The 21,149-nt window shown below is 44.6% G+C and carries 16 protein-coding genes; 11 read left to right on the top strand and 5 right to left on the bottom strand.

The window, feature by feature from the left end; translation table 11 throughout:
- The first annotated feature begins 115 nt into the window (after positions 1 to 115).
- Positions 116 to 1,042, top strand: coding sequence for a M28 family peptidase (locus B9T16_RS09915; protein WP_410244665.1), 927 nt, complete (start codon positions 116 to 118; stop codon positions 1,040 to 1,042).
- Positions 1,043 to 1,055: 13 nt separating this feature from the next.
- Here B9T16_RS09915 and B9T16_RS09910 read toward each other — a convergent pair whose 3' ends face one another.
- On the bottom strand, positions 1,056 to 2,276 hold the full coding sequence (locus B9T16_RS09910; protein WP_410244664.1) for a class I SAM-dependent methyltransferase: 1,221 nt from the start codon (positions 2,274 to 2,276) through the stop codon (positions 1,056 to 1,058).
- Between the two features lie 390 nt (positions 2,277 to 2,666).
- On the opposite strand from B9T16_RS09910, the gene B9T16_RS09905 reads away from it, so the two are divergent.
- Positions 2,667 to 5,411: a phycobilisome rod-core linker polypeptide gene (locus B9T16_RS09905; RefSeq protein ID WP_006619787.1), complete on the top strand. Its 2,745-nt coding sequence runs from the start codon at positions 2,667 to 2,669 to the stop codon at positions 5,409 to 5,411.
- A 72-nt stretch (positions 5,412 to 5,483) separates the two neighbouring features.
- Here the strand turns inward: B9T16_RS09905 and B9T16_RS09900 are convergent, their stop codons facing one another.
- Positions 5,484 to 6,104: a DedA family protein gene (locus tag B9T16_RS09900; protein ID WP_006619786.1), complete on the bottom strand. Its 621-nt coding sequence runs from the start codon at positions 6,102 to 6,104 to the stop codon at positions 5,484 to 5,486.
- Positions 6,105 to 6,405: 301 nt separating this feature from the next.
- Between B9T16_RS09900 and B9T16_RS09895 the strand changes: the two genes are divergently transcribed.
- The 8 genes from B9T16_RS09895 (at position 6,406) to B9T16_RS09860 (ending at position 14,588) form a co-directional block, all read left to right on the top strand.
- Positions 6,406 to 6,741 carry an STAS domain-containing protein gene (locus tag B9T16_RS09895; RefSeq protein WP_006619785.1) on the top strand — a complete coding sequence of 112 codons (336 nt, stop codon included), beginning with the start codon at positions 6,406 to 6,408 and terminating at the stop codon, positions 6,739 to 6,741.
- Between the two features lie 50 nt (positions 6,742 to 6,791).
- Complete coding sequence (locus B9T16_RS09890; protein WP_410244663.1) at positions 6,792 to 9,059, top strand: protein-arginine deiminase family protein; 2,268 nt, start codon at positions 6,792 to 6,794, stop codon at positions 9,057 to 9,059.
- Between the two features lie 43 nt (positions 9,060 to 9,102).
- Positions 9,103 to 9,675, top strand: coding sequence for a type II CAAX prenyl endopeptidase Rce1 family protein (locus B9T16_RS09885; RefSeq protein WP_410244662.1), 573 nt, complete (start codon positions 9,103 to 9,105; stop codon positions 9,673 to 9,675).
- Between the two features lie 29 nt (positions 9,676 to 9,704).
- Positions 9,705 to 10,868, top strand: coding sequence for an AI-2E family transporter (locus tag B9T16_RS09880; protein WP_410244661.1), 1,164 nt, complete (start codon positions 9,705 to 9,707; stop codon positions 10,866 to 10,868).
- Positions 10,858 to 11,772, top strand: coding sequence for an LD-carboxypeptidase (locus B9T16_RS09875; RefSeq protein WP_410244660.1), 915 nt, complete (start codon positions 10,858 to 10,860; stop codon positions 11,770 to 11,772). The genes B9T16_RS09880 and B9T16_RS09875 overlap by 11 nt, the downstream gene beginning before the upstream one ends.
- A 228-nt stretch (positions 11,773 to 12,000) precedes the next feature.
- Positions 12,001 to 12,801 (top strand): cistern family PEP-CTERM protein, encoded by an 801-nt coding sequence (locus B9T16_RS09870; RefSeq protein ID WP_410244659.1) that lies wholly within the window; start codon positions 12,001 to 12,003, stop codon positions 12,799 to 12,801.
- A 221-nt stretch (positions 12,802 to 13,022) separates the two neighbouring features.
- A complete protein-coding gene (locus B9T16_RS09865; RefSeq protein ID WP_410244658.1) occupies positions 13,023 to 13,673 on the top strand; it encodes a PEP-CTERM sorting domain-containing protein in 651 nt (216 codons plus the stop codon).
- Positions 13,674 to 13,940: 267 nt separating this feature from the next.
- On the top strand, positions 13,941 to 14,588 hold the full coding sequence (locus tag B9T16_RS09860) for a PEP-CTERM sorting domain-containing protein (RefSeq protein WP_006616011.1): 648 nt from the start codon (positions 13,941 to 13,943) through the stop codon (positions 14,586 to 14,588).
- Between the two features lie 308 nt (positions 14,589 to 14,896).
- On the opposite strand, the gene B9T16_RS09855 is transcribed toward B9T16_RS09860, so the two are convergent.
- Complete coding sequence (locus tag B9T16_RS09855; RefSeq protein WP_410244657.1) at positions 14,897 to 16,399, bottom strand: glycosyl hydrolase family 57; 1,503 nt, start codon at positions 16,397 to 16,399, stop codon at positions 14,897 to 14,899.
- Positions 16,400 to 16,475: 76 nt separating this feature from the next.
- Between B9T16_RS09855 and sfsA the strand changes: the two genes are divergently transcribed.
- Positions 16,476 to 17,207 (top strand): DNA/RNA nuclease SfsA, encoded by a 732-nt coding sequence (gene sfsA, locus B9T16_RS09850; RefSeq protein ID WP_410244656.1) that lies wholly within the window; start codon positions 16,476 to 16,478, stop codon positions 17,205 to 17,207.
- Positions 17,208 to 17,258: 51 nt separating this feature from the next.
- Here the strand turns inward: sfsA and B9T16_RS09845 are convergent, their stop codons facing one another.
- On the bottom strand, positions 17,259 to 20,405 hold the full coding sequence (locus B9T16_RS09845; RefSeq protein ID WP_410244655.1) for a HEAT repeat domain-containing protein: 3,147 nt from the start codon (positions 20,403 to 20,405) through the stop codon (positions 17,259 to 17,261).
- Positions 20,406 to 20,535: 130 nt separating this feature from the next.
- Positions 20,536 to 21,149: MFS transporter (locus B9T16_RS09840; protein ID WP_410244654.1), on the bottom strand; the 614-nt coding region annotated here is incomplete at its 5' end.

Here is a 21,149-nt window from a genome sequence, read left to right as displayed (position 1 = left end):
TTAATCTATCATTAAGTTGGGAAATGATTAACATTTACTGTGCTAAGGTACACCGAAGTTATTTTCGTGATTGATAAGTCTAGCGATCGCCCTACTATGGGAAAGGGGAGTAATCATGATATTGATGCCAGGAAAAAGCTACAAAGGTACACTTCCACCCCTGACAAGACACCAGGAAGAAGTTAGCGATCGCCTACGACAAGACGTAGAAGCGATCGCTGGGGCGGGAGAACACAACTATATATACTACGATAATCTTCTCAAAACTGAGGCTTACCTGGAAAGTAGACTAACCCAAGCTGGTTATACAGTCCAACGCCAAGAATATCTGATTGGCGATCGCCAATTTACCAATTTAGAGGTAGAAATACCAGGGGAAGCCCTGGGGGAAGAAATTATAGTGATTGGGGCTCACTATGATTCTGTGGTAGGATCTCCTGGGGCTAATGATAACGGATCAGGAGCGGCGGCGGTCTTAGCACTAGCCGATTATTTCGCGGCAACCCATCCCCAAAAAACTCTAAGATTTGTGGAATTTGTGAATGAAGAACCACCCTTTAGCTGGACTCCAGACATGGGAAGTTGGGTTTATGCAAAGCGATCGCGAGAAAGAAATGAGAAAATAGTGGCGATGCTGAGTTTAGAAACAATGGGCTACTACTCGGACACTCCTGGAAGTCAAACCTACCCCCTGGGGCTATTAAATAATATTTACCCGATTACTGGAAACTTTATCGCATTTGTTGGTAACTTCGCGTCTGGGGGATTAGTCCGGCAAGTAGTTAAAGCATTCCGTACCCATACGCTGTTTCCCTCAGAAGGCTCGATTTTGCCTAATACGGTTCCGGGTGCGGGTTGGTCGGATCATTGGTCTTTCTGGCAGGAGGGTTATCCGGGAATTATGGTCACGGATACGGCTATGTTTCGCTATCCCTACTATCATAGCCAGGAAGATACCCCAGCAATGGTTAACTATAACCACCTCGCTAGGGTAGTTTCTGGCTTGGAGGCAGTGATTATGAATCTGGCTAATATTGATTGATTCACCCCCCCTGCTAAGAGGTGGGAGTTAGGAGGATAAACTGTCGAGATAGGAGCGATCGCACTCCAGAAATATCGAGTTGGACAGTAGCCAGAATATCACCGACAGTGCGGGGATTTTCTACGGTACCATCAGCAGTTGAATTAGTTTCACAGGCTTTGAGAAACTCAAACTCATCATCTGATAATGTCACCAGGTGATAATTGCAATCAAATACTGTTTGACTCGGCCAACCATTCAAACAGTAGGTTAACTGAGGAATGGCAGCTAATAAAGCGCTATCATCAGACCAATTAGCCTTGGGTAAAGGGGGACGAGCCAGGAAAAACTCATAATGGCTAACTTGGGGGTCTAATAACTCAATGAGGCGATATAGTTGGCGATCGCTTAAATTTTCCACCCTTTCGATAAGTTCGGGGGATTTACCAATCAGGCGATTAATATCCCAATACTCAGGATTAGAAAAACCGACAAATTCCAATTGAGAGCTATCAATCAACTCAAACAGAGTGTCAATGTTGTAGTCAATTTCTTGGGGATGGACATACATATCAGCAAAACACTCATCTCGCTGATTTTCCAGAGCCCAACGTTCGGACTCATACAGGACTAGACGGTTATCTTCGGGTAAGGCTTCAAAAACTTTGCGCCCCACATTTACGCCGTCGTGATAATCGCCGCGTTTGTCCCCTTGTAGTAAGGCGATCGCCTGCTGCATAAGTCGGACTTCCCAGCGACCCAACTCAGCATAAACAAAAATATGTAATAATCCCCCGGGCGCTAATTTAGAAGCCAAGGCTTGGATACCCCGAATGGGGTCTGGTAGGTGATGGAGTACCCCCACACAGTTAATCAAATCAAACTCTCCCTCGAGTTGTCCCACATCATAGAGACTCATCTGTTTAAATTGAGGCTCTGGAGTTCCCCGAGTAGATATCCCGGAGCGCCGACAGCGTTCTTGAGCGGTAGCGATCGCTCCTGAACTCAAATCAATACCCAAAACCTCAGCCTCTGGGTTAAGCTGAATCAGATATTCGGTACTCGAACCCGTCCCACAACCGGCATCCAAAATCCGAATTTTGGTTTTTTGGGGTTTTTGTCCCGTACAAAATCCGTATGCTGCTGACCAACACCAGCGCCAGTTATAACCCGGTGGCGGTTCATTTAACAAAGGGTCGGGGGGAAAAGGGTAAATATCGTAAAGCCGTTTGACAGCAGCGCTAATTTCTTCCATGATCAAAACCAACAGACAACAACCCAAGCAAGCAAGCGAACGTGCTTTTTCAGAATACCCTACAATCGCCCCCAGTAGACCATAAATCTCTAGGGTGTTGGTCATGTAACAAAACTTATCGTTTTTTCTCAGATAAGTTCTGGTAAGTCTATACAATAGGTCTGGATACGCGATTTAATAAAATGCGAGGATTGCAGCCAAAAACATTTTAGCTGTAATTATCTGTAAAAAGATTAACCAGGTTAACAACTCAAGGAGCAATAGCCCCAGCCAGTTCAACTTGGCGGTGGAGTCTAAGTGATCCTTGAGCTTGGGTAGAATGACCTGTTATAGGGTGTATGTAATATGCCCGTAGTGTAATGACTGTGAATAGGGAGCGATAGAGATCGAATGAGTGTTAAGGCAAGTGGTGGCAGCTCAGTTGCGCGTCCGCAACTTTACAAAACCGTCCCAGTTTCAACAATTTCTCAAGCCGAACAACAAGATCGCTACTTGGGGAAAACTGAACTTAGTGATTTAGCAACTTACTTTAGTTCTGGGGCCAAACGTCTGGAGATCGCCCAAGTTCTCACCCAAAACGCAGAATTAATTGTGTCTAGGGCAGCTAACCGGATTTTTACGGGAGGCTCCCCTTTGGCGTTTTTGGAAAGACCCGAAGAGCCAGAAATGGCTATGGCTGCGGCGGGTAGTGGGGATATGGAAGTCGCCGAAGGGATGAAGCTGGGAACAATTTCCTATGTGGACAACCGGGGAGGTGGCTTCTTTGATGGTATCAAGTCCCTGTTCCAAGATTCAGGAACTGGCCCTGCAGTATTCCTGCCGCCGGGGTTCCGTCCCATTAATGTCTCCCGCTATGGTCCGGGAAATATGACTAAATCCCTGCGGGATTTGAGCTGGTTCTTGCGTTATACCACTTACGCGATCGTGGCGGGTGATCCTAATATCATCGCGGTTAACGTGCGTGGTTTGCGGGAAATTATCGAAAATGCCTGTTCTAGTGCGGCGACTTTGGTGGCCTTACAGGAAATGCGGCGATCGGCTCTGGGATATCTGCAAAATGACAAAGAAGGTCAGGAAATTGCCCTGCAATACTTCAATGTTCTGATTAGCGAATTTGAAGGCGCAACCCCTTCTAACAAAGTCCGTCAAGGTCAGAGTGTTGATCAGCAAGGCTTGGAATTGCCTCAGATTTACTTTAATGCGGCTGAGGCTCGCCAGAAGTTTGTGATGAAGTCGGGTATGTCTTCATCAGAAAAACTAGATGTGGTGAAAGCTGCTTATAGGCAGGTGTTTGAGCGTGATATTACCCGCGCTTATAGCCAAGGAATTTCTGACCTGGAATCCAAGTTTAAAAATGGCGAAATTAGCACTAAGGAGTTTATCCGTCGTTTGGGTAAGTCTCCTCTGTATCGCCAGCAGTTCTACTCGCGGTTTGTCAACAGCCGGGTGGTGGAACTGGCGGCGCGTCACTTCTTGGGACGGGGTTTGAGTTCTCCAGAAGAGTTTAGCAAATATTTTGCGATCGTCACTAAAGGCGGTTTGGCTGCTCTGGTGGATGCTATGGTTGATTCAACCGAGTATGCTGATTACTTTGGTGAAGAAACCGTGCCCTATCTGCGGGGTCTGGGTACGGAAGCCCAAGAGTGCCGCAACTGGGGTCCTCAAATTGACCTGTTTAACTACAGTGCGCCTTTCCGTAAGGTTCCGCAGTTTGTTACTCTGTTTGGTGACTATAAACAGCCTCTGCGAGATCAGCACGTCTATGGTATTGGTAACGATCCTTTAGAAATTCAGTTTGGGGCGATTTTCCCGAAAGAAACCCGCTCTCCCCAAAATCGTCCGGCTCCCTTTGGTAAGGATACTCGCCGGATTCTAATTCACAATGGAGCCGGAATTGATAACCAATTGAGCAACCCTGGCGCTCGTGGGAATGCTCCGGGTTCTCTCGGTCCCAAGGTGTTTAAGCTCGATCAACTTCCCGGTGGTTATATTTCGAGTAAATTTAGCAACAAGGGTGGGAACAGTGGCGCTAGTGTTAAGTTCTCTGAAAGTTCCACTCAGAAGGTGATCCGAGCGGCTTATTTGCAGGTGTTTGGTCGGGAACTGTATTCTGGTCAGCGCCAAACTGTGGCTGAGATTAAGCTGGAAAATGGGGATATCACGGTTCGGGAGTTTATCCGCATTCTGGCGAAGTCTGATGTGTTCCGCAATATGTATTGGACTTCCCTTTATGTTTGTAAGGCGATCGAATACATTCACCGCCGTCTGTTGGGACGACCCACCTATGGACGACAGGAAATGAATTCCTACTTTGACCTTTGCTCTAAAAAGGGTTTCTATGCTCTGGTGGATGCCATTATTGATTCCGTTGAGTATAACGAAGCCTTTGGGGAAGATACTATTCCCTATGAGCGTTATCTGACTCCGGGTGGTCTGTCTCTGCGTTCTATGCGTGTGGGAACCCTGGCTGAGAAGATGACTATGGTTAAAGACGAACCTACTCCCAGGTTTGTGGAGTTGGGAACTCCTACTGACCAGATGAAAGGTGAACTGGAAATCGATAACCAGATTAAACAGGGAGTTAACAAGCGTCGCGAACAGTCTAAGGTGTTTAAACTCACCAATGTGACTGATAAGGTGGCGCTCCAAACTACAATTGGTGCTATCTATCGGCAGATTTTCGAGCGAGATATTGACCCCTATGTTACTAAGAAAGAGTTTACCGCTCTCGAAAGTAAACTTGGTAATGGCGAAATTACCGTTAAGGAGTTCGTCGAAGCCTTGGGAGCTTCTGCTTTGTATATCCGCGAGTTCTACACTCCCTATCCCAATACTAAGGTGATTGAGTTGGGAACTAAGCACTTCTTGGGTCGCGCTCCCCTTAATCAGGCGGAGATTCGCAAGTATAACCAAATCTTGGCTTCTCAGGGTCTGAAGGCGTTTATTGGCGCAATGGTTAACAGCATGGAGTATGCTCAGGTGTTTGGCGAGGATACTGTTCCTTATCGGCGTTTCCCCACGCTTCCTGCTGCTAATTTCCCCAATACAGAGCTGCTTTACAACCAGTTGACCAAACAAAATGATGAACTGGTCGTTCCTAGTTTTGAGCCGGTTTTGGCTAACGATCGCAGCTAGAGCTAATTTGAGCCTCTGTTAATTTTACCTAGGTTCCCCGTTCATAGGAGAGCGGGGATTTTTTTTGTATCCCTAAATATTTTTCGCCTGGCGAGACTCCCACCACATGGGAATCACAAACCAAGCCACCACCAATAACAGAGCAATGATCGCAAATTCACCCACCCAAGAAACTAATTGGGGTAAAGGGACAACCTGACCGACAAAATAGGCAAGGCTAACCATTACAGAAGCCCAGAGTATCGCCCCAGCACCATTACATAGAAAAAATTTCCAGTATTTCATCCCAGCAATTCCGGCTAGGGGGCCGGCAAAAATTCGCAGGAGGGCCACAAATCTACCTAAAAAAACGGCCTTAGCTGCATTTTGGCTGAATTGGTCTTTGACTTCAATTAGTTGTTCTTCCTTGATGCGGAATAACTTACCCAATAAACACAAAAACGGCCAACCACCCCAGCGCCCTACCCAGTAACCGCAGTTATCCCCTAGGATGGCACCTGCGATCGCACAACCGAGAACCCACCAATAGTTAAGTTCTCCACTCCCGGCTAGGAATCCCCCCACCAGTGTGATAGTTTCTCCCGGTAGAGGAACCCCGGCATTTTCTAGGGCGATACCGCCGAAAACCGCCCAATAGCCATATTCATGGGCGATCGCCTTAATTGTTTCCAGTGATACAACTTCAAAGGACATTCAATGGTGTCTTCATATTTTTTTCGCAATTCTTTACAATAGTATAATATTTTTAGCTATATTGCATTCGATAACCGCCATAGCTGTGGTGGTTGATCTCGGGGGAACTCTCCCCTGGGTGTGGCAGGGGCGATCGCCAACACACATTTTTTGTTACCTACGACAACATATTTGGCACCTCGGTCAGATACCATGTAGTTGTCACCAGGGGAATCTTTCCTATAACTACCTCGTCTAAAGGCAAGTGTGGTAGGTTGACCAAAAACTTTTCAAAAATTCATTAGACATAGGAGAAATAGTCATGAGTGCTAACAAACCCTGGATCATTCGGCCTCAGAATAAATTAGATTCCCAAGGTTCAGAAGAACTGAAAAAACAGTTTTTGTCAATCACTTATGAACCACCCAGACTTTGGATCATAGATATGAGCCATGTAGAATTTATCGATAGTTCTGGTTTGGGGGCTTTAGTGGTGGCTCAAAAAACAGCTAAAAAATTGGGTTGTCGTTTAGTGGTTTGCCACCTGGGGGATGTGGCTAAGATGGTATTGGAAATTACCCAACTAGATAGGGTGTTTGAAATTGTGGATAACATCGATGAAATTTCCGCCAATCCTCAAACTTTGCTTTCTGCATAAATCCCACTGCCTTTCTGGTAAAATCAATGTCGTCGCTTGAGGAGTTAACTATGGGGTGGATGCGGTACATAGCGATGGCATTAGTCAATACATTGGGCGTTGTGGTGGGGATTATCTTAGTACCCGCGCCTCATGCAGTGGCTCAACTAGCAGCGGAGACAGAGGGGCCTGTAGAATATAAGATCTGGGAATTGGAAACTCGCTTATCGGAATATGGCAGAACTTCCTCTAGCTTAGATCGCTTAGAAACAGTGCGGGAAAATCCCCAATCTGTGGCTCAATTATATGAATTACGCGATCGCCTACAAGCCCAACTTGACCAAGTATCTGGCCCCCCTGACCCCCTGGTAGTTCAGGAAGCCTGGCAATATGAACTACAACTGCAACAATATCAGAGTTGGCGGCAAGCCCTACGCCAAACCGAAAGCCGCATTCGTAACGAAGAAAAAGCCAGCCAACACTGGAAACAAGCCTCCCAATTAGCACTCGAAGCAGTCGAAATTGGCAAATATCCTAACCCCACCGTCAAGGATTGGGAAATGGCACAACAGTTGTGGATAGGTGCGATCGACTCCTTGCGACAAATTCCCGCAGATAGTTTAATTCAACCCCAAGCCATTGACAAAATTGTTGAATACCAGGGCTATTTAGCCATTGTCACCTATCAACGAGCCCTAGCTAGTCAACCAGAAGCTGAACCGACCGCTACTACAGGAGAAATTGCTCAGTTTTCTGTCGCTGAACCCAAGTTTCCCGGTTTTGCTCTCCATGCTGATGTTAACCGAGATGGGGTAATTGATGCTCTCGACAAAATGCGCCCTAGCCAATGGTCATTATCTGCTGGACCCTTAATTCTGTTTAATAATGATGATGACGATCGCAGTGGTATTCCCGACAGTCACGATCGCATTGTTAATGGCGAATATGATGAGGCAGATTTAGCCCAAATTCACTTTAAGATTTCCGAAGAATATCAAGACGCAGATATATATATTAGCGTTGATGAAGCCTCCCGCCGCCGGATTAATATGTTCCAGAAAACTATTGGCGGCTGGAAATATATTGATTTGTCCGGTGCTTCTCCCCTGGAATTTAGCCCTACTATTATCCTCGGTGTGGAAGCTAAACAATTCGCTGATGGTCAATGGAGTGGCTTGGTCAATGTCAAAGCGATCGCCCGTAAAAATGACACAGAAATCGCCTCTGACCAAATCCAAATGGGTGTCGCACCTTGGATTATGTCTCCTAATACCGCCCCCGTTTCCCAGGTACATATAAGCGATCGCGGTGTGAATCAAGACGTAGTAGAAGCCCTACAAGATGCGATCGCTCCCACCGGAACCCCCACCCGTATTACCCCAGGAGAAACCGTCTGGATGCGAGATAGCACCGCCATTGGCTATGTACAATTTCCCAGTCCTGATGGTTTGCGTCAATACAATGTAGCTTTAAGTCCCCCTGGCGGTGGTGATTATGCCAGATCCTTATTAGGGCGAAATTTTGGTTGGGCTGAAATAGGAGAACCCCGCGAAATTGACTCCCCAAATCAATGGTTAGATTTCTATGGCAACCTTAATGTTACCCCACCTCTTCCCGGCTATCCTATGGGGCGTATTTACTACGGAAAAGCCGACGGCGAAACTATCAATCCCGATATTTTAGCCTTTTTAGAAGCCCAACAAGTTCAGTGGCCCCCCGTAGAAATTGACACCTCTTGGTTAATTACTCGCCAAGTAGATGAACTAATTACATTTGTTCCGACAGCATCAGGTAAACCCTTAATGCTAGTCGTTAGTCCCCAAGAAGGGGTAAATTTATTGCGGCAATTAGCCCAAAAAGGTTATGAAGGCGCAGCAATTAATCGCACTTTAAGCACCCAAACCACAGTGAGAGCCGCCCTGAATAATGAACTATTAATGCAGCATAATTTGAGGTTGCATCGCGAAAAAATTACCCCTTTAATCAATCAGTTAAAACAGGAATTTAAACTTGATGATGAGCAAATTGTCGAAGTCCCAGCCATGTTTGGTTATACCGGATATGCTTGGTGGCCAAACCCGGTTAATTCGGTGTTTGTCAATGGCAAATTATTGGTATCTGACCCGCGAGGTGCTTTAATTGATGGCCGAGATTACACCCAGGAAGACTTGCAGCGACGATTAGCGATCGCTGGTCTTGAGATCACATTTTTAGATGATACTTATTACCAAAACCTCCGAGGTAGTCTTAACGCTGGTTTAAATACTACCAGAATCGGAGAAGAACAGGCTTTCTGGGAATCCTTCACCCAACAGTTAGGACAATTTAGCCAACGATAACAAATAGCTATGGCGATCGCCTAAATTTAGAGGTGCTTATCAAATGTCCATTTTGGCAAATCTCTTAAACCGTTTGGTAATGGCTACAGCCCTTCCCACCCCATCAGATTGGTGGATTTTAGCCGCCACCTTTCTGGTTTATAGTGCGATCGCCCTTCCCCTCGGCTTCTCCATGAATTTTCTCAAATGGAACCCCATAGATTTTCACCCCCTGCGACTCCTAGGGGCTATGATTTGGCTATTTATCACCCCCGCACTGCTTGAGGAAACCCTCTTTCGCGTGCTGTTAATACCTCCCCCCACAGAAGCTCTCTCGCCCCTGATATGGCTATTTTGGGCGGCTTTCAGCCTCATTCTGTTTATAATTTCCCACCCCATCGCCGCTTTAACTTATAATCGAGCCGGAAATCCTACCTTTTGCCAAACCCCATTTTTAAGTTTAGCTACAATTTTGGGATTAGCTTGCACGATCGCCTATACTTTAACCGGGTCTTTGTTAATTCCAGTTTTGTTTCACTGGTTGGTAGTAGTGGTTTGGTTGTTTCTGTTAGATGGCGAACATAAATTATCTGCAAATTTACAGGCAAAATCAGATAATCTAACACCATCATCATAGTTGGCAAGCGCATCAATGGGAGTTAAATAGTGAAACTTGGAGATTGGATCGCCTTTTTATTTCTAGCCATTTCCCTAACCATTTTATGGGAATTTCGACATATTCTCTTACTGTTATTTACTTCAGTTATCTTGGCGATCGCCCTTAATGGTTTAGTGCGCTGGCTACAACGATTTAGGCTGAGTCGCGGTAAAGCCGTCTTCCTAGCTATCAGCTTAGTGTCCTTTTTGGGCATTATGTTTTTTAGTCTAATTATGCCTCCCTTTTTAGACCAGTTTCAACAACTGCTCAACTTGGTTCCTAGAGGCTATGAAAGATTCACCCGTTGGATTGATTTAACCCTCCAACAACCTCCGATTTGGCTCCCAGAAATTAACTTGAGACTCCCCGGCTTTACCGAAATTGCTAGACAAGTTGGGCCCCTGGCTCAGAATATCCTCGGCAATTTCTTCGCCGTCTTTAACTTCTCCGTTAACACACTCCTACAGGGTCTATTAATCTTTGTTTTTACCCTCATGTTAGTCGCCAATCCCGCCTCCTATCGGCGGCTAGTGGTGCGCTTATTTCCCTCCTTTTATCGCCGCAGAGCCGATGAAATTTTGGGTCTCTGTGAAATTTCCCTCTTGCAGTGGATGCGCGGAATTGCCATTAATTCTGTGTTTATCGCTACTCTGAGTTATATCAGTTTAACCATATTAAATGTCGAATTTGTTCTCGCCCATGCCTTGTTAGCTGGCGTGTTTAACCTAGTTCCGAATATCGGCCCCACCTTGAGTGTCGTATTTCCCGTTTCCGTCGCTCTTTTAGACTCCCCCGGTAAAGCCTTTTTAGTCTTGGTCGCATATATTATTATTCAGAACTTGGAGAGTTATTGGTTCAGTCCCATGATTATGCAGAGACAAATTTCTCTACTCCCAGCCGCTACCTTGATGGCACAATTGTTTTTTGCCAGATTTCTGGGATTTGGGGGTTTGGTTCTCGCCCTTCCTTTGGCCGTCGTCACCAAAACTTGGTTGGAACAAGCCGTATTAAAGGATATTTTTGATAACTGGACTTTGAGTCAACCTATACTCGAAAGTTCCGATATTTCCGAATCTGATCAGGTGTTAATAGCAGCAGACACCCCCCCAGAATTACCCGATAGTTCCCCTAATGATTCTACTCAGGAGGATGATAGCGACCATGACATTTGAGGAGTTAAAACCCGGCGATCGCTTGCGCGTCATTGCTCCGAGTGGCAAAATTCGGGAACCATTATCTGTAGAAACAGGTTTAGATATTTGGCGATCGCAAGGATATCAAATTAGCCTCACTTCTGGTTACGATCGCAGTTGGGGTTATTTCGCCGGAACCGATAGCGATCGCCGCCGTCAACTCTTAGATGCCATTGGCGATGACTACAGCCGAGGTATTCTCTGTGCTAGGGGGGGCTATGGCGCGACTAGACTCCTGGAAGGGTTATCTATTGCTGATATTCCCCCCTCCACTAACCCTAAGTTTTTAATCGGGTTTTCTGATATTACCGCCCTATTGTGGGCTTTGTCCCGACAGGAAAATATTTTAGGCATTCATGGCCCGGTTTTAACCACTTTAGCCCAAGAACCTGATTGGGCGATCGCTCGTTTATTTGACTATCTAGCAGGTAAACCCTTAAAACCTCTCCACGGAGACGGGTGGGGCGGCGGTAAAGTACGCGGTCGCCTATTTCCTGGTAATTTGACTGTGGCTACCTATCTATTAGGAACCCCCCATCAACCGGATTTAACTAATGCTATCCTCGCCTTTGAGGATGTCAACGAGGAACCCTACCGCCTAGATAGAATGTTAACCTACTGGCGCACCATAGGAGCCTTTGAGGATGTCCTTGGTATCGCCTTGGGGCGCTTTAGTCAGTCCGGGTCTCCCTTTAACTCCCCTGGGGATTTTTCCGTTCAACAAGTATTGCGCGATCGCCTTTTTGACCTGAATATCCCCATTGTCGCTAATCTTAGCTTTGGTCATGACGGCCCCAATCCTATTTTACCTGTCGGCTTAGAAGTAGAATTAGATGGCGATCGGGGTATTTTAACTTGGCCAACAAATTCCCCCTCATACTGATAGCTTGAGCCGTGCTTTGTTACCACATATTTAGTGATTAGTCAATCATCCTGTCAAAGATTTACAATTGACCATATTATGTAAAGATAAGCGATCGACTTTGTAAAAGTATAGACAAATTGCCTCCGATCATCTTTTGTTTTTCTTCAATTCCATATATATATCACTTATGTAGTTAATATTTTTGATTACTACAAACATCCTTTCAACTAAAACCTATTCCCACCCATGAAAACAAATTATTTATTTGGTACAGCTTTATTAGCCACCAGTGTAGCCATCGTTTCTTCCGCATTTTTACCCGCTGCCGCCTTTAATATTACCAGAACCGGAGATCAAGCCGGAAATCCCGAACAAGACCTGTGGCAGGTCGGAGTTACCACCAATGATATAGGATCAACCTTTCAGGTTGACTGGTTCCTGGATCGAAACTTTGATCCTTCCGGTAGCCTTAGTCAAGACCTGAGTGCATTTTCTACCTTTAAGGTTGATAGCTTTACCAGTAGCTATCTTGACCTGACCATCAATATTAGCAACACCACAGCACTCACCCAAACATTTACCGAGGCTGGTATTGTTAGTTTTGGATTCGGTATCGACCCCAACGCCACCAGTGTTGAACTCCTACAAAGTGGCACTAACTTCAGTGGGGCTCAAGTTAGGAGCGCTCAACAAACCTTCCCCGGTGGTTTTAAACAAATTGACATTTGTATTTTCACCCAGGGTTGTAATGGTGGTTCCCAGAACAGTGCTTTAGCTGCTGGTGCATCTGATAGTCTACGATTAAGGATTGGAGGCGACTTTACCAGCGGGACCACTACCATTGGCGCGAACCTCCTTGATTTTCCCGTTAAATTCCAAACTACTGACGGTAGCTTTGAATTAGCTGGCGCAGGCGGCGGTGTAGGTAATGTCGAACAAGTCCCCGAACCTTTGACTATTTTGGGTACAGGTATGGCTTTGGGTTTTGGCAGTATGTTCAAGCGTGAACACGACAAGAAGAAAAAGAAATCTAGCCTCAAAGCCTAAGCGCGTCTCTGTGGTCGCCCTATGTCATGTCAGTATTTTTAACTACAGACACTGGGGCGCATCAGTAATTTTACGGGTCATGCTTTACCAAACCCCCTTTGATGTAAAGCTGAACCGTATTTTTATGTAATGTCTTCGTAAAATCAGCTTTTAGGGGTAGACAGTAGCTGTGGGCACTTGGTAGAATGTAGTTATAGCAAGTAGTAGGACACACACCAGAGATGACTTTACTGAACCAAATTAAATTTGCTGCCATTGCTGCATCTGTTGCCAGCGTATCTGTTTTAACCAGCTCACCCGCTGAAGCTGTTACATTTAATATTGGCGATCGCTTTACCGCCAACGCCCAATTTACATTAGTCGGAGATTCTTCCACATCTCTATTTTTTGACTTCCTCGACGTAGACGGCAACACTGGTGGGCCGGGGAACTTCGGCATTGATAACTTTACTGCTGTGGGTTCTTTTGTAGACTACACCACAGGTTCCCAAGTTCGCTCAGAATATACCATTCAAAACGTTGATTTTGGTAGCGCCACCCAAGTAGCCAACTTCTTAACCTTTAATGATGGTCTTGGCGGTTTAGATGAGTGGTCTATGGATTTGACATCCATCAATGTCGTCAGCGATAGTGCTGTTAATAATATGCGGTTTGTCGATATTTATGCCACAGCCCTGTTTAGAGGCGATAATGTAGCACAAGGTGGCGGCGGCTATCAAGGCTTGATCAGAATTGACCGCGAATTCAATACCGCACAATTTGATTTTGAAGTTACTTCTGTCCCCGAACCCATGGGCATTATTGGCGCTGGAGTCGCTTTCGGAATGATGGCTGGCTTGCTGAAACGTCAACCCTCCAAAAAGGAAAGCTAAGGCTATCAACAGCCTGTTAAGGTTTCTCACCAGTTGACATATACTAAGCCTGCCCGTCAGAAACATCAACCTAGGGGCGGGTTTGTTTTTCGGTTGGGGTCATACCGTGATTTTACGGTTGCTGCTTTACAAAACCCCCTTTTATGTGAAGCTGAACCGTATTTTTATGTAATGTGTTGATAAAATGCCCTAAGTGTGCTAGACATTGGCCTGGAGAGTTGCCATACTAAAAGCATAATTCTTTTAGGAAAATAGGGTTGACAGAAGATGAAACTACAACATCAGGTCCAATGTGCCACAGTTTCCTTATCCATTGCTAGTCTATCATTCCTAGCTGCTGCACCCGCTCAAGCCTTGACTTTTTCCCCAGGCGATCGCTTTACAGCCAACTCCATTTTTACCGTAATTGGCGATAATAGCACCTCCCTAAATTTCGACTTCCTAGATGCTGCTGGTAATGCCGGGGGTCCTACTGGTAATTTTGGTATTGATAACCATACAGCTACAGGGGTTTTTGTTGACTATACCACTAATTCAGCAATTGACTCTCGTTATATCATTAGAGATACAGACTTCGGCAGCACTAATCAAGTTATTGATTTCTTGCGCTTTGATGACGTGGGCGGTTTATCTGAATGGTCTATGGATTTAAGATCAATTAGTATTGAGGATGACTTCATCTCAGGTAGTATGAGGTTTGTTAATATCGCGGCTGAAGCCCTATTTAAAAGCGATAATCAAGTTAAAGGTACAGGTGGTTTTCAAGGCTTAATTAGAATTGACCAAACCAACAACACTGCACAATTTGATTTTGAGACTACTGCGGTTCCAGAACCTTTTACCATCTTGGGAACTGGTTTAGCCTTCGGTATCGCTGGTTTACTCAAACGTGAATATGACAAAAAGAAAGGCTAAGATAATTGATAATGGTGGGTGGGGGCGGGTTTATTTATCCCCTGGTGGTCCGATTTAATTGACCGTGGAACCCGCCCCTACATATTGGTAATGATAATTGATAATGGTGGGTGGGGGCGGGTTTATTTATCCCCTGGTGGTCCGATTTAATTGACCGTGGAACCCGCCCCTACATATTGATAATGATAATTGGTAATGGCGGGTGGGGGCGSGTTTATTTATCCCCTGGTGGTCCGATTTAATTGACCGTGGAACCCGCCCCTACATATTGGTAATGGTGGGTTTATTAAATGATAAATGATAAATTATCAATTAACTAACTGTTGACCTCTGTGGTAAATTTCCCTGGCGTAGTCCGTCCACATTCCCTGTCCCCAATAGCGAAAACAACTGGTTTGTAATAGTAGGTTATATAACAAGGCTTGCTGATAGTCTGGTTGGCGGGTTGTGGTGGGGTCTTGCTTAACTAGGGGGTCATATTTGCGGTGAAAATCAGCACTAAGTTGGTTCATGGGTTCCAATACGTTTTCATATCCCTGTACCCAGCTTAAATGATTAGTCCAGGATGCACCATCTATGTTAAATTGGGGGTCTGTTTCCTGTAAATGAGCGATCGCATTTTCCACAGCTTCCGGCGTAATAGAATCTATCTTTTCCCAAATTCGATGCTGTTGTATCGCCTGACAAGTTGGGTAGTCTTCTGGCTGCACTCCCGCCGCTTCTAACACTTCTAAATATTCCGTACCATTTAAACCTACCACCCCAGGAGTTCCCCGACCATTATTTTTAATCTGAGACCAGAGAGGCATAAAATCCCTAGGGTATTCATTCATCATCACGCCGCCATTTTCCCCGTCAGCAATTTGAGTCACACAACTGGGAACCATGTATTCCCCTAATTTCTGTAATCCCCTACCTTTAGCCTCATGATAGGGTTGCATTTGTGCCACTAATTTGGTATCAGAACCCTGGGTTTTAATTAAGGCAATTATACTAACTGTTTCCCCATGAGAATTGCGGGCGATTAAACGATTGGGAATATATTTGTCATCATGATGCAGTGGCGCACCGTCTAGGCGTTCTACCGAATGTTCCTGCACCATTAACCATTTATAACCACATTCTTTGAGGGATTTAATATATTCATAGAGTGTATCAGGATGGTTGGGGAGGTGCATTTCTGGGGGTGAAAAACCTTTGACTCTGGCTAAAGCATCCCTGCCAAAAATAGCGGCAAAATGATGTTGCCAAGCCTGAATATGTAATTTGATATCACGAATTGGAGTGGAGGGAATGACTGCATGACTCCACATAGTGCCCAACCATTCCACATTCACCCAGTATTGGGGGTTACAGGTAATATTTTTGAGGGTGTCTAGGATATCATTTCGCCCTATTTGTTGCAGTCCCCATAGCAAGTTTCCCGAATAGTCTAACATAATCCGAGGATGACAGCCATTGGCTACTAATTCGGGGATAAATTCCCCCATGCGTTTATAACACCAGGCGAAGGGTTCGGCGTTATGATTATCGCCTTGATGGGGGTGTTCAAACATATATTGCAGGTTGCTAATTAATGCGCCATTTTCGCCCCCTGGAATGGTGGGTTGGTGCATATGGAGGGCGCAAGCAAACCCGGCGGTAATTTGGTCTAGGTTTAAGTTGCTAAGGGGTTGAAAAAGGCGATCGCTATGATTAACTACGGCGGTGATATCTGCTTCCCAACCGCAAATATTAGGTAAGCCATATCGGATATCTTCTAAAGTGGGAAAATGATTAGGCTGGGAGGGAGACTTGGCTGTAGTGGTCATATGGGGTCTGTCCTAATGCCAATTTCAATGTACTGTTATTATTATAACTCAGTTTCGGATTATTTTTCAAGTCATCATGAGCGAATCTTTAATTTATTCCTATGGGGAACTTTATAGCGGAGTCTTAATTAAGCGGTATAAACGATTTATGGCAGATATTAAGTTAAATTCTGGGGAGGTGATTGTCGCCCATTGTCCCAATACTGGCCCGATGACGGGGGTTTGTATTCCCGAAAATCCGGTTATGGTGTCGAAGAGTGATAACCCTAAGCGCAAATTAGCCTACACTTGGGAATTAATCCAAGTGGGAGATAATCAACCTACTTGGGTGGGAATTAATACGAGTCTTCCTAATCGAATTGTGGGGCTGGCTTTGCAAAAACGCTTATTTTCTCAGTTGGGGGGATATACAAAGGTGAGGCGAGAAGTTAAATATGGTGTGGGGGGAAAAAGTCGGGTGGATTTTCTGTTAGAAGCAGATGAACAACTGATTTATCTGGAGGTGAAAAATACTACCTGGTGTCAGGGTGATTTGGCTTTGTTTCCTGATACGGTCACGGAGAGAGGACAAAAACATTTAACGGAGTTAATTGATATTGTGAAGGGTGGAGATCGGGCGGTCATGTTGTATTTTATTAATCGTGGAGATTGTCCGAAATTTGCCCCCGGAGATGCAGCAGACCCGGTTTATGGTGGTTTATTTAAACAGGCGATCGCGGCGGGAGTTGAAATTTTGCCCTGTCGTTTTGATGTGACTCCCCAAGGGGTTAAATATTTGGGATTAGCGGAGTTATTGACGGCTAATTAAAGGGGATAATTATCAGGGGTTTTGATGTATAATCACCCCTGATAGGGCTATTTAACGGGCGGTTAAGTTGACATCCCGGAGACGCTGGCTGAGGAATTTACAGATTTCCCAAAGAATTTGGGGTCGCTGGGTTACTAGACTAACAAAACGGGTTTTTTCTAAGGTGAGTAATACACAATGTTCAGCAGCGATCGCATTAGCCGATCGCAAAAAGTCTTCAAACAAAGAAATCTCGCCAAAATGTTGACCTGCTTCTAATAGGGCTAACTCTTTTTCCTCCCCTTCAACTTCTCGGACAATGCGGACTTTTCCCTGGACAATAATATAAAAACGTTCTCCCAAAGTTCCCTCGGAAAAGATAATTTCTCCGGGTAAATATTCGGCGGACTCCAAAGCATTATCAATTAGCAAAATTTCATCTAAGGACAAGGTTTGAAATAGGGAAACATTTTTGAGTAACAGTAAGCGGTCAATCATAAAATTCTCCGAAATTGATAACTGCTGAGGTTTTAATACTAAAGATTGGGCGATTTTACTGATAATCGGGTCAGGGTCAGATTGAGCGATCGCCCCAGGAATACCCGCAAAAGCCATCAAAGCCCCCATTTTTAACCAATGATTGTTGGTCTCTAAAACCTCCAATAAAACCGAGTATTTCTTAATATTAGAAATTCCCTGAGAAGCGGTGAGATTTTCTCCGGTTGCCATTTTTTCTAACAGTGGCATTAGAGGACGAAGAAACCGCCCTTGTTTCAAAGAAACCAAGGTTTCCACGGCATGAGAACGCGCTCTTTTATCAGAACTTGATAACAAAACTTTAGCAGCATTGACAGTTGATTCTTGTCCCAAACTAGAGAGGATATAAAATACTCGTTCAATTATAGAATTTTGGTAGTCTATGATAGCGACTTGCAACATTTCAAAAAGGGAGTTATCAGCATCAATATGTTGTTGCCATATCCGGGTGCGATTAATCAATTTTAAGTCGGACTGGATAAAATTATAAAGAATATTCTCAGCGGTTTTTGTCCGCACCAAACCAATAGCTAAAATCGCGGATTTCACGACTTCAGGACGGGATGATAAAAGGTAATCTCGCGATACTGCTAATCCTTGATTACCATAACAACTGAGAGTTTTAGCCGCCTGTTGTCTGACGGCGATATCCTCATCTTCCAAATAGCGAGAAACTGTAATTAACCATTGTTGATCATCAATTTTCTGGAAAACCTGTAAAGCTGCTATCCTCACGGAAGGGCTATTGTGATTAAGTTCATATGCGGCAATTTGTCCGCATTTAAGAGGTTCATAATCGCACAATTCAACCAAAGCCAATAAACCCTTACGCTTAATATCTGGGGGGGCATTTTTCAGGACTTCTGTTAACAGAGGAATTAGTTTAGGGTTACGACTTTCTCCCGCCGCCCTTAATAATGCTCTCCGGGTAGGAATATCGGGTTGAGTGGGACAAACTTGGTGATAAAGTTCTTGAATTGAACCATCAATTTCAATCTGAGAAATAGCCACACAAGCCAAGGCGCGCACTTCGGAACTTTCATCCTGTAATAAGGTTTGTAGGCGACTCGCAGATAGGGGGGAACCTGTGGCGATATACAATTCTAAAGCCATACTGCGGACTTTCGGTTTGGGGGAAGATAGGAGGCTTTTAAATTCCAGGTTATTGCCCATATTTTTAGTGGTAAATAACCGAATGACAGCCCGACGCACTTGGTCATCAGCATTGACCCAAATATTTTCAATATCAGATGAAAAATCCCTGGGGTTTTCGAGATAAGGGAGTAACTCTAATCCTAACACTTGATTTTGCGGGTTCTTATCTTGGAGAAGCTGGCGCACTTCTGGGCGATATTTATTGGAGAGATACAACCCATCTCCCACTCTACTTAGGTTAACTGACCCTGACCGTAACATTCCCAAAAGTGATTGGACATAGCTTTTTCCGGTGAAGTAACCAATAACTACTAAGAAACCACTGAGAATTACTCCTACCCACACGACTTGATAGGGGTTAATCCATCCTAAAAATACCATTAGAATTATGCCAGCTATAGATTGTCCTAATGGGGAAAATAAACCCTCTCCCCACACGCGCAACCTACCGCCAAACCTAGTCGGAACGCCATTATAATTAAGGTTGGTGAGAGGCAGGAAAATACTATAAAATAGGGTTCTATAGGTAAGCTGCATTCCGACGGCGGCGGTGAGATTATAGCTAAATAAGAGTCCGATAAAACTGCCTAATAACATGACAGGATAGACTAAGTTAGTCCGAGGAACTCCTAATTTTTTGATCAGGGGAGTTGTCCCTACAGAAATAATCAGAAATTGAATGGCGGTTAGGGCGGCGGTAATATACCCTAAAAAGGTGGCGAGTTCCTGTTTATCGGGGAATTCTTGTCTATAAATAGTGGAATATTGAAATTCTCCAATACCTCGGACTAGGGCGGTTCCAAATACGTTAGCAATTAGAAAAATAATAATGGGATAGTGGCGGGAGAGTTTGCTTAAAGTCTGCCAGGTTTCTGACCAATTGGAAGTCTGGGTTTTGGGTTTTTGATATTCGGTAGGTAGGGGGTTTTGATGGGATTCTAAATAATAAATTTGACCGATGGATATACCATAACAAATAGGGAGCAATAATAGCTGATTTTCTAGGGTAACTATATCGGATATGAGGGCGACCAAAATACTGCCAAATAAATATCCTGCGGTGGTTCCCAGGTAGATAATAGCTGTGTATTGTTTAAGTTCTAAGTTGGTGAAATAGTCTGATAAAAGTGTCCAAAACTCGATGCGGAATTGCAGAATATAGATTAACCAAATGAAAATGTATAGGGTGAAATAAATGGGGATTAAGTCGAGGTTGATAAATAGCCGAATACCGATGATTAAGACGGCTGCGACGGCTAAGACAATGCGAAACAGTCGCGGACGGTTGAAGCGGTCTATGATGGCGGTAAAACCACCGGAAACTACCATTAAAATTAATGGCATGATGATGAAAAATAAAGGGAGACTTTCGGCGCCGGCTTTGGCTAAAAATAGCGATCGCCCTAAGGTCATACCAATGGCTTGGGCGACCATTATGGTAAATCCTAACAGGACAAAATGGATTAGCAATTCAGTCTGAGACCCGGACTTGATCAGCTTTTGTCTAATTAATCTAATTAGCCTCATATATGACCCGAAGTAGATGCCGATCGCATTTTAGCCTACCCGATTAGTTAATCTGGTTAAATTTAACACAAATTTAACTGCGCTACCCAACCCTCTCCCAGACCGAGAGGGAGTCGGAGGGAGTTGATTATCAATTATTGGTTGGTTTACTCTTGTCTGGTTTCAGCATAAAAGTAGCTACTATGGTGCCGATAATGGCTAATATTCCCATGGGATAAAAGGCATAAGTATAGCTACCAAACCAGTCGCGAATACTACCGGCTACCAAGGTTCCTAATAAAGCGCCTATACCGTAAGCGGTGAAGACAATACCGTAATTTTGGGCGTAGTCATCAGGGTTAAATAATCGCAGGGTGGTAGTAGGCGCAAGGGCTAACCAACCTCCTAAGCAAAACCAAAATAGACAGAAAGCAATTAAATAGGTAACTATCTGTCCTGACTGGGCATTAACCATTAAAATGCAGGCGATTAAAATCAGGGTATAAGAAGCGATCGCCACATACCGAGGAGGAAAGCGATCGCTTAACCAGCCAAACAGGGGACGACTCACGCCATTAAACAAGGCAAAAAGGGAAACACTCCCCGCAGCCCATCTTGGGTCGATTTCAATAATTTCTTCTCCCACGGGGCTAGAAATACCAATGGCACTCAACCCGACAAAAGCGCCAATAATATAACATATCCATAGCCCATAAAAAGAACGACTTTTCAGCATCTTAGGGGGGTAGACGACGGGGGTGGGAA

Source organism: Arthrospira sp. PCC 8006, assembly GCF_046480465.1.
GTDB lineage: Bacteria > Cyanobacteriota > Cyanobacteriia > Cyanobacteriales > Microcoleaceae > Limnospira > Limnospira platensis.
The sequence above is the reverse complement of the archived record's forward strand: the minus strand, read 5'-3'. Positions and strand labels throughout refer to the sequence as shown.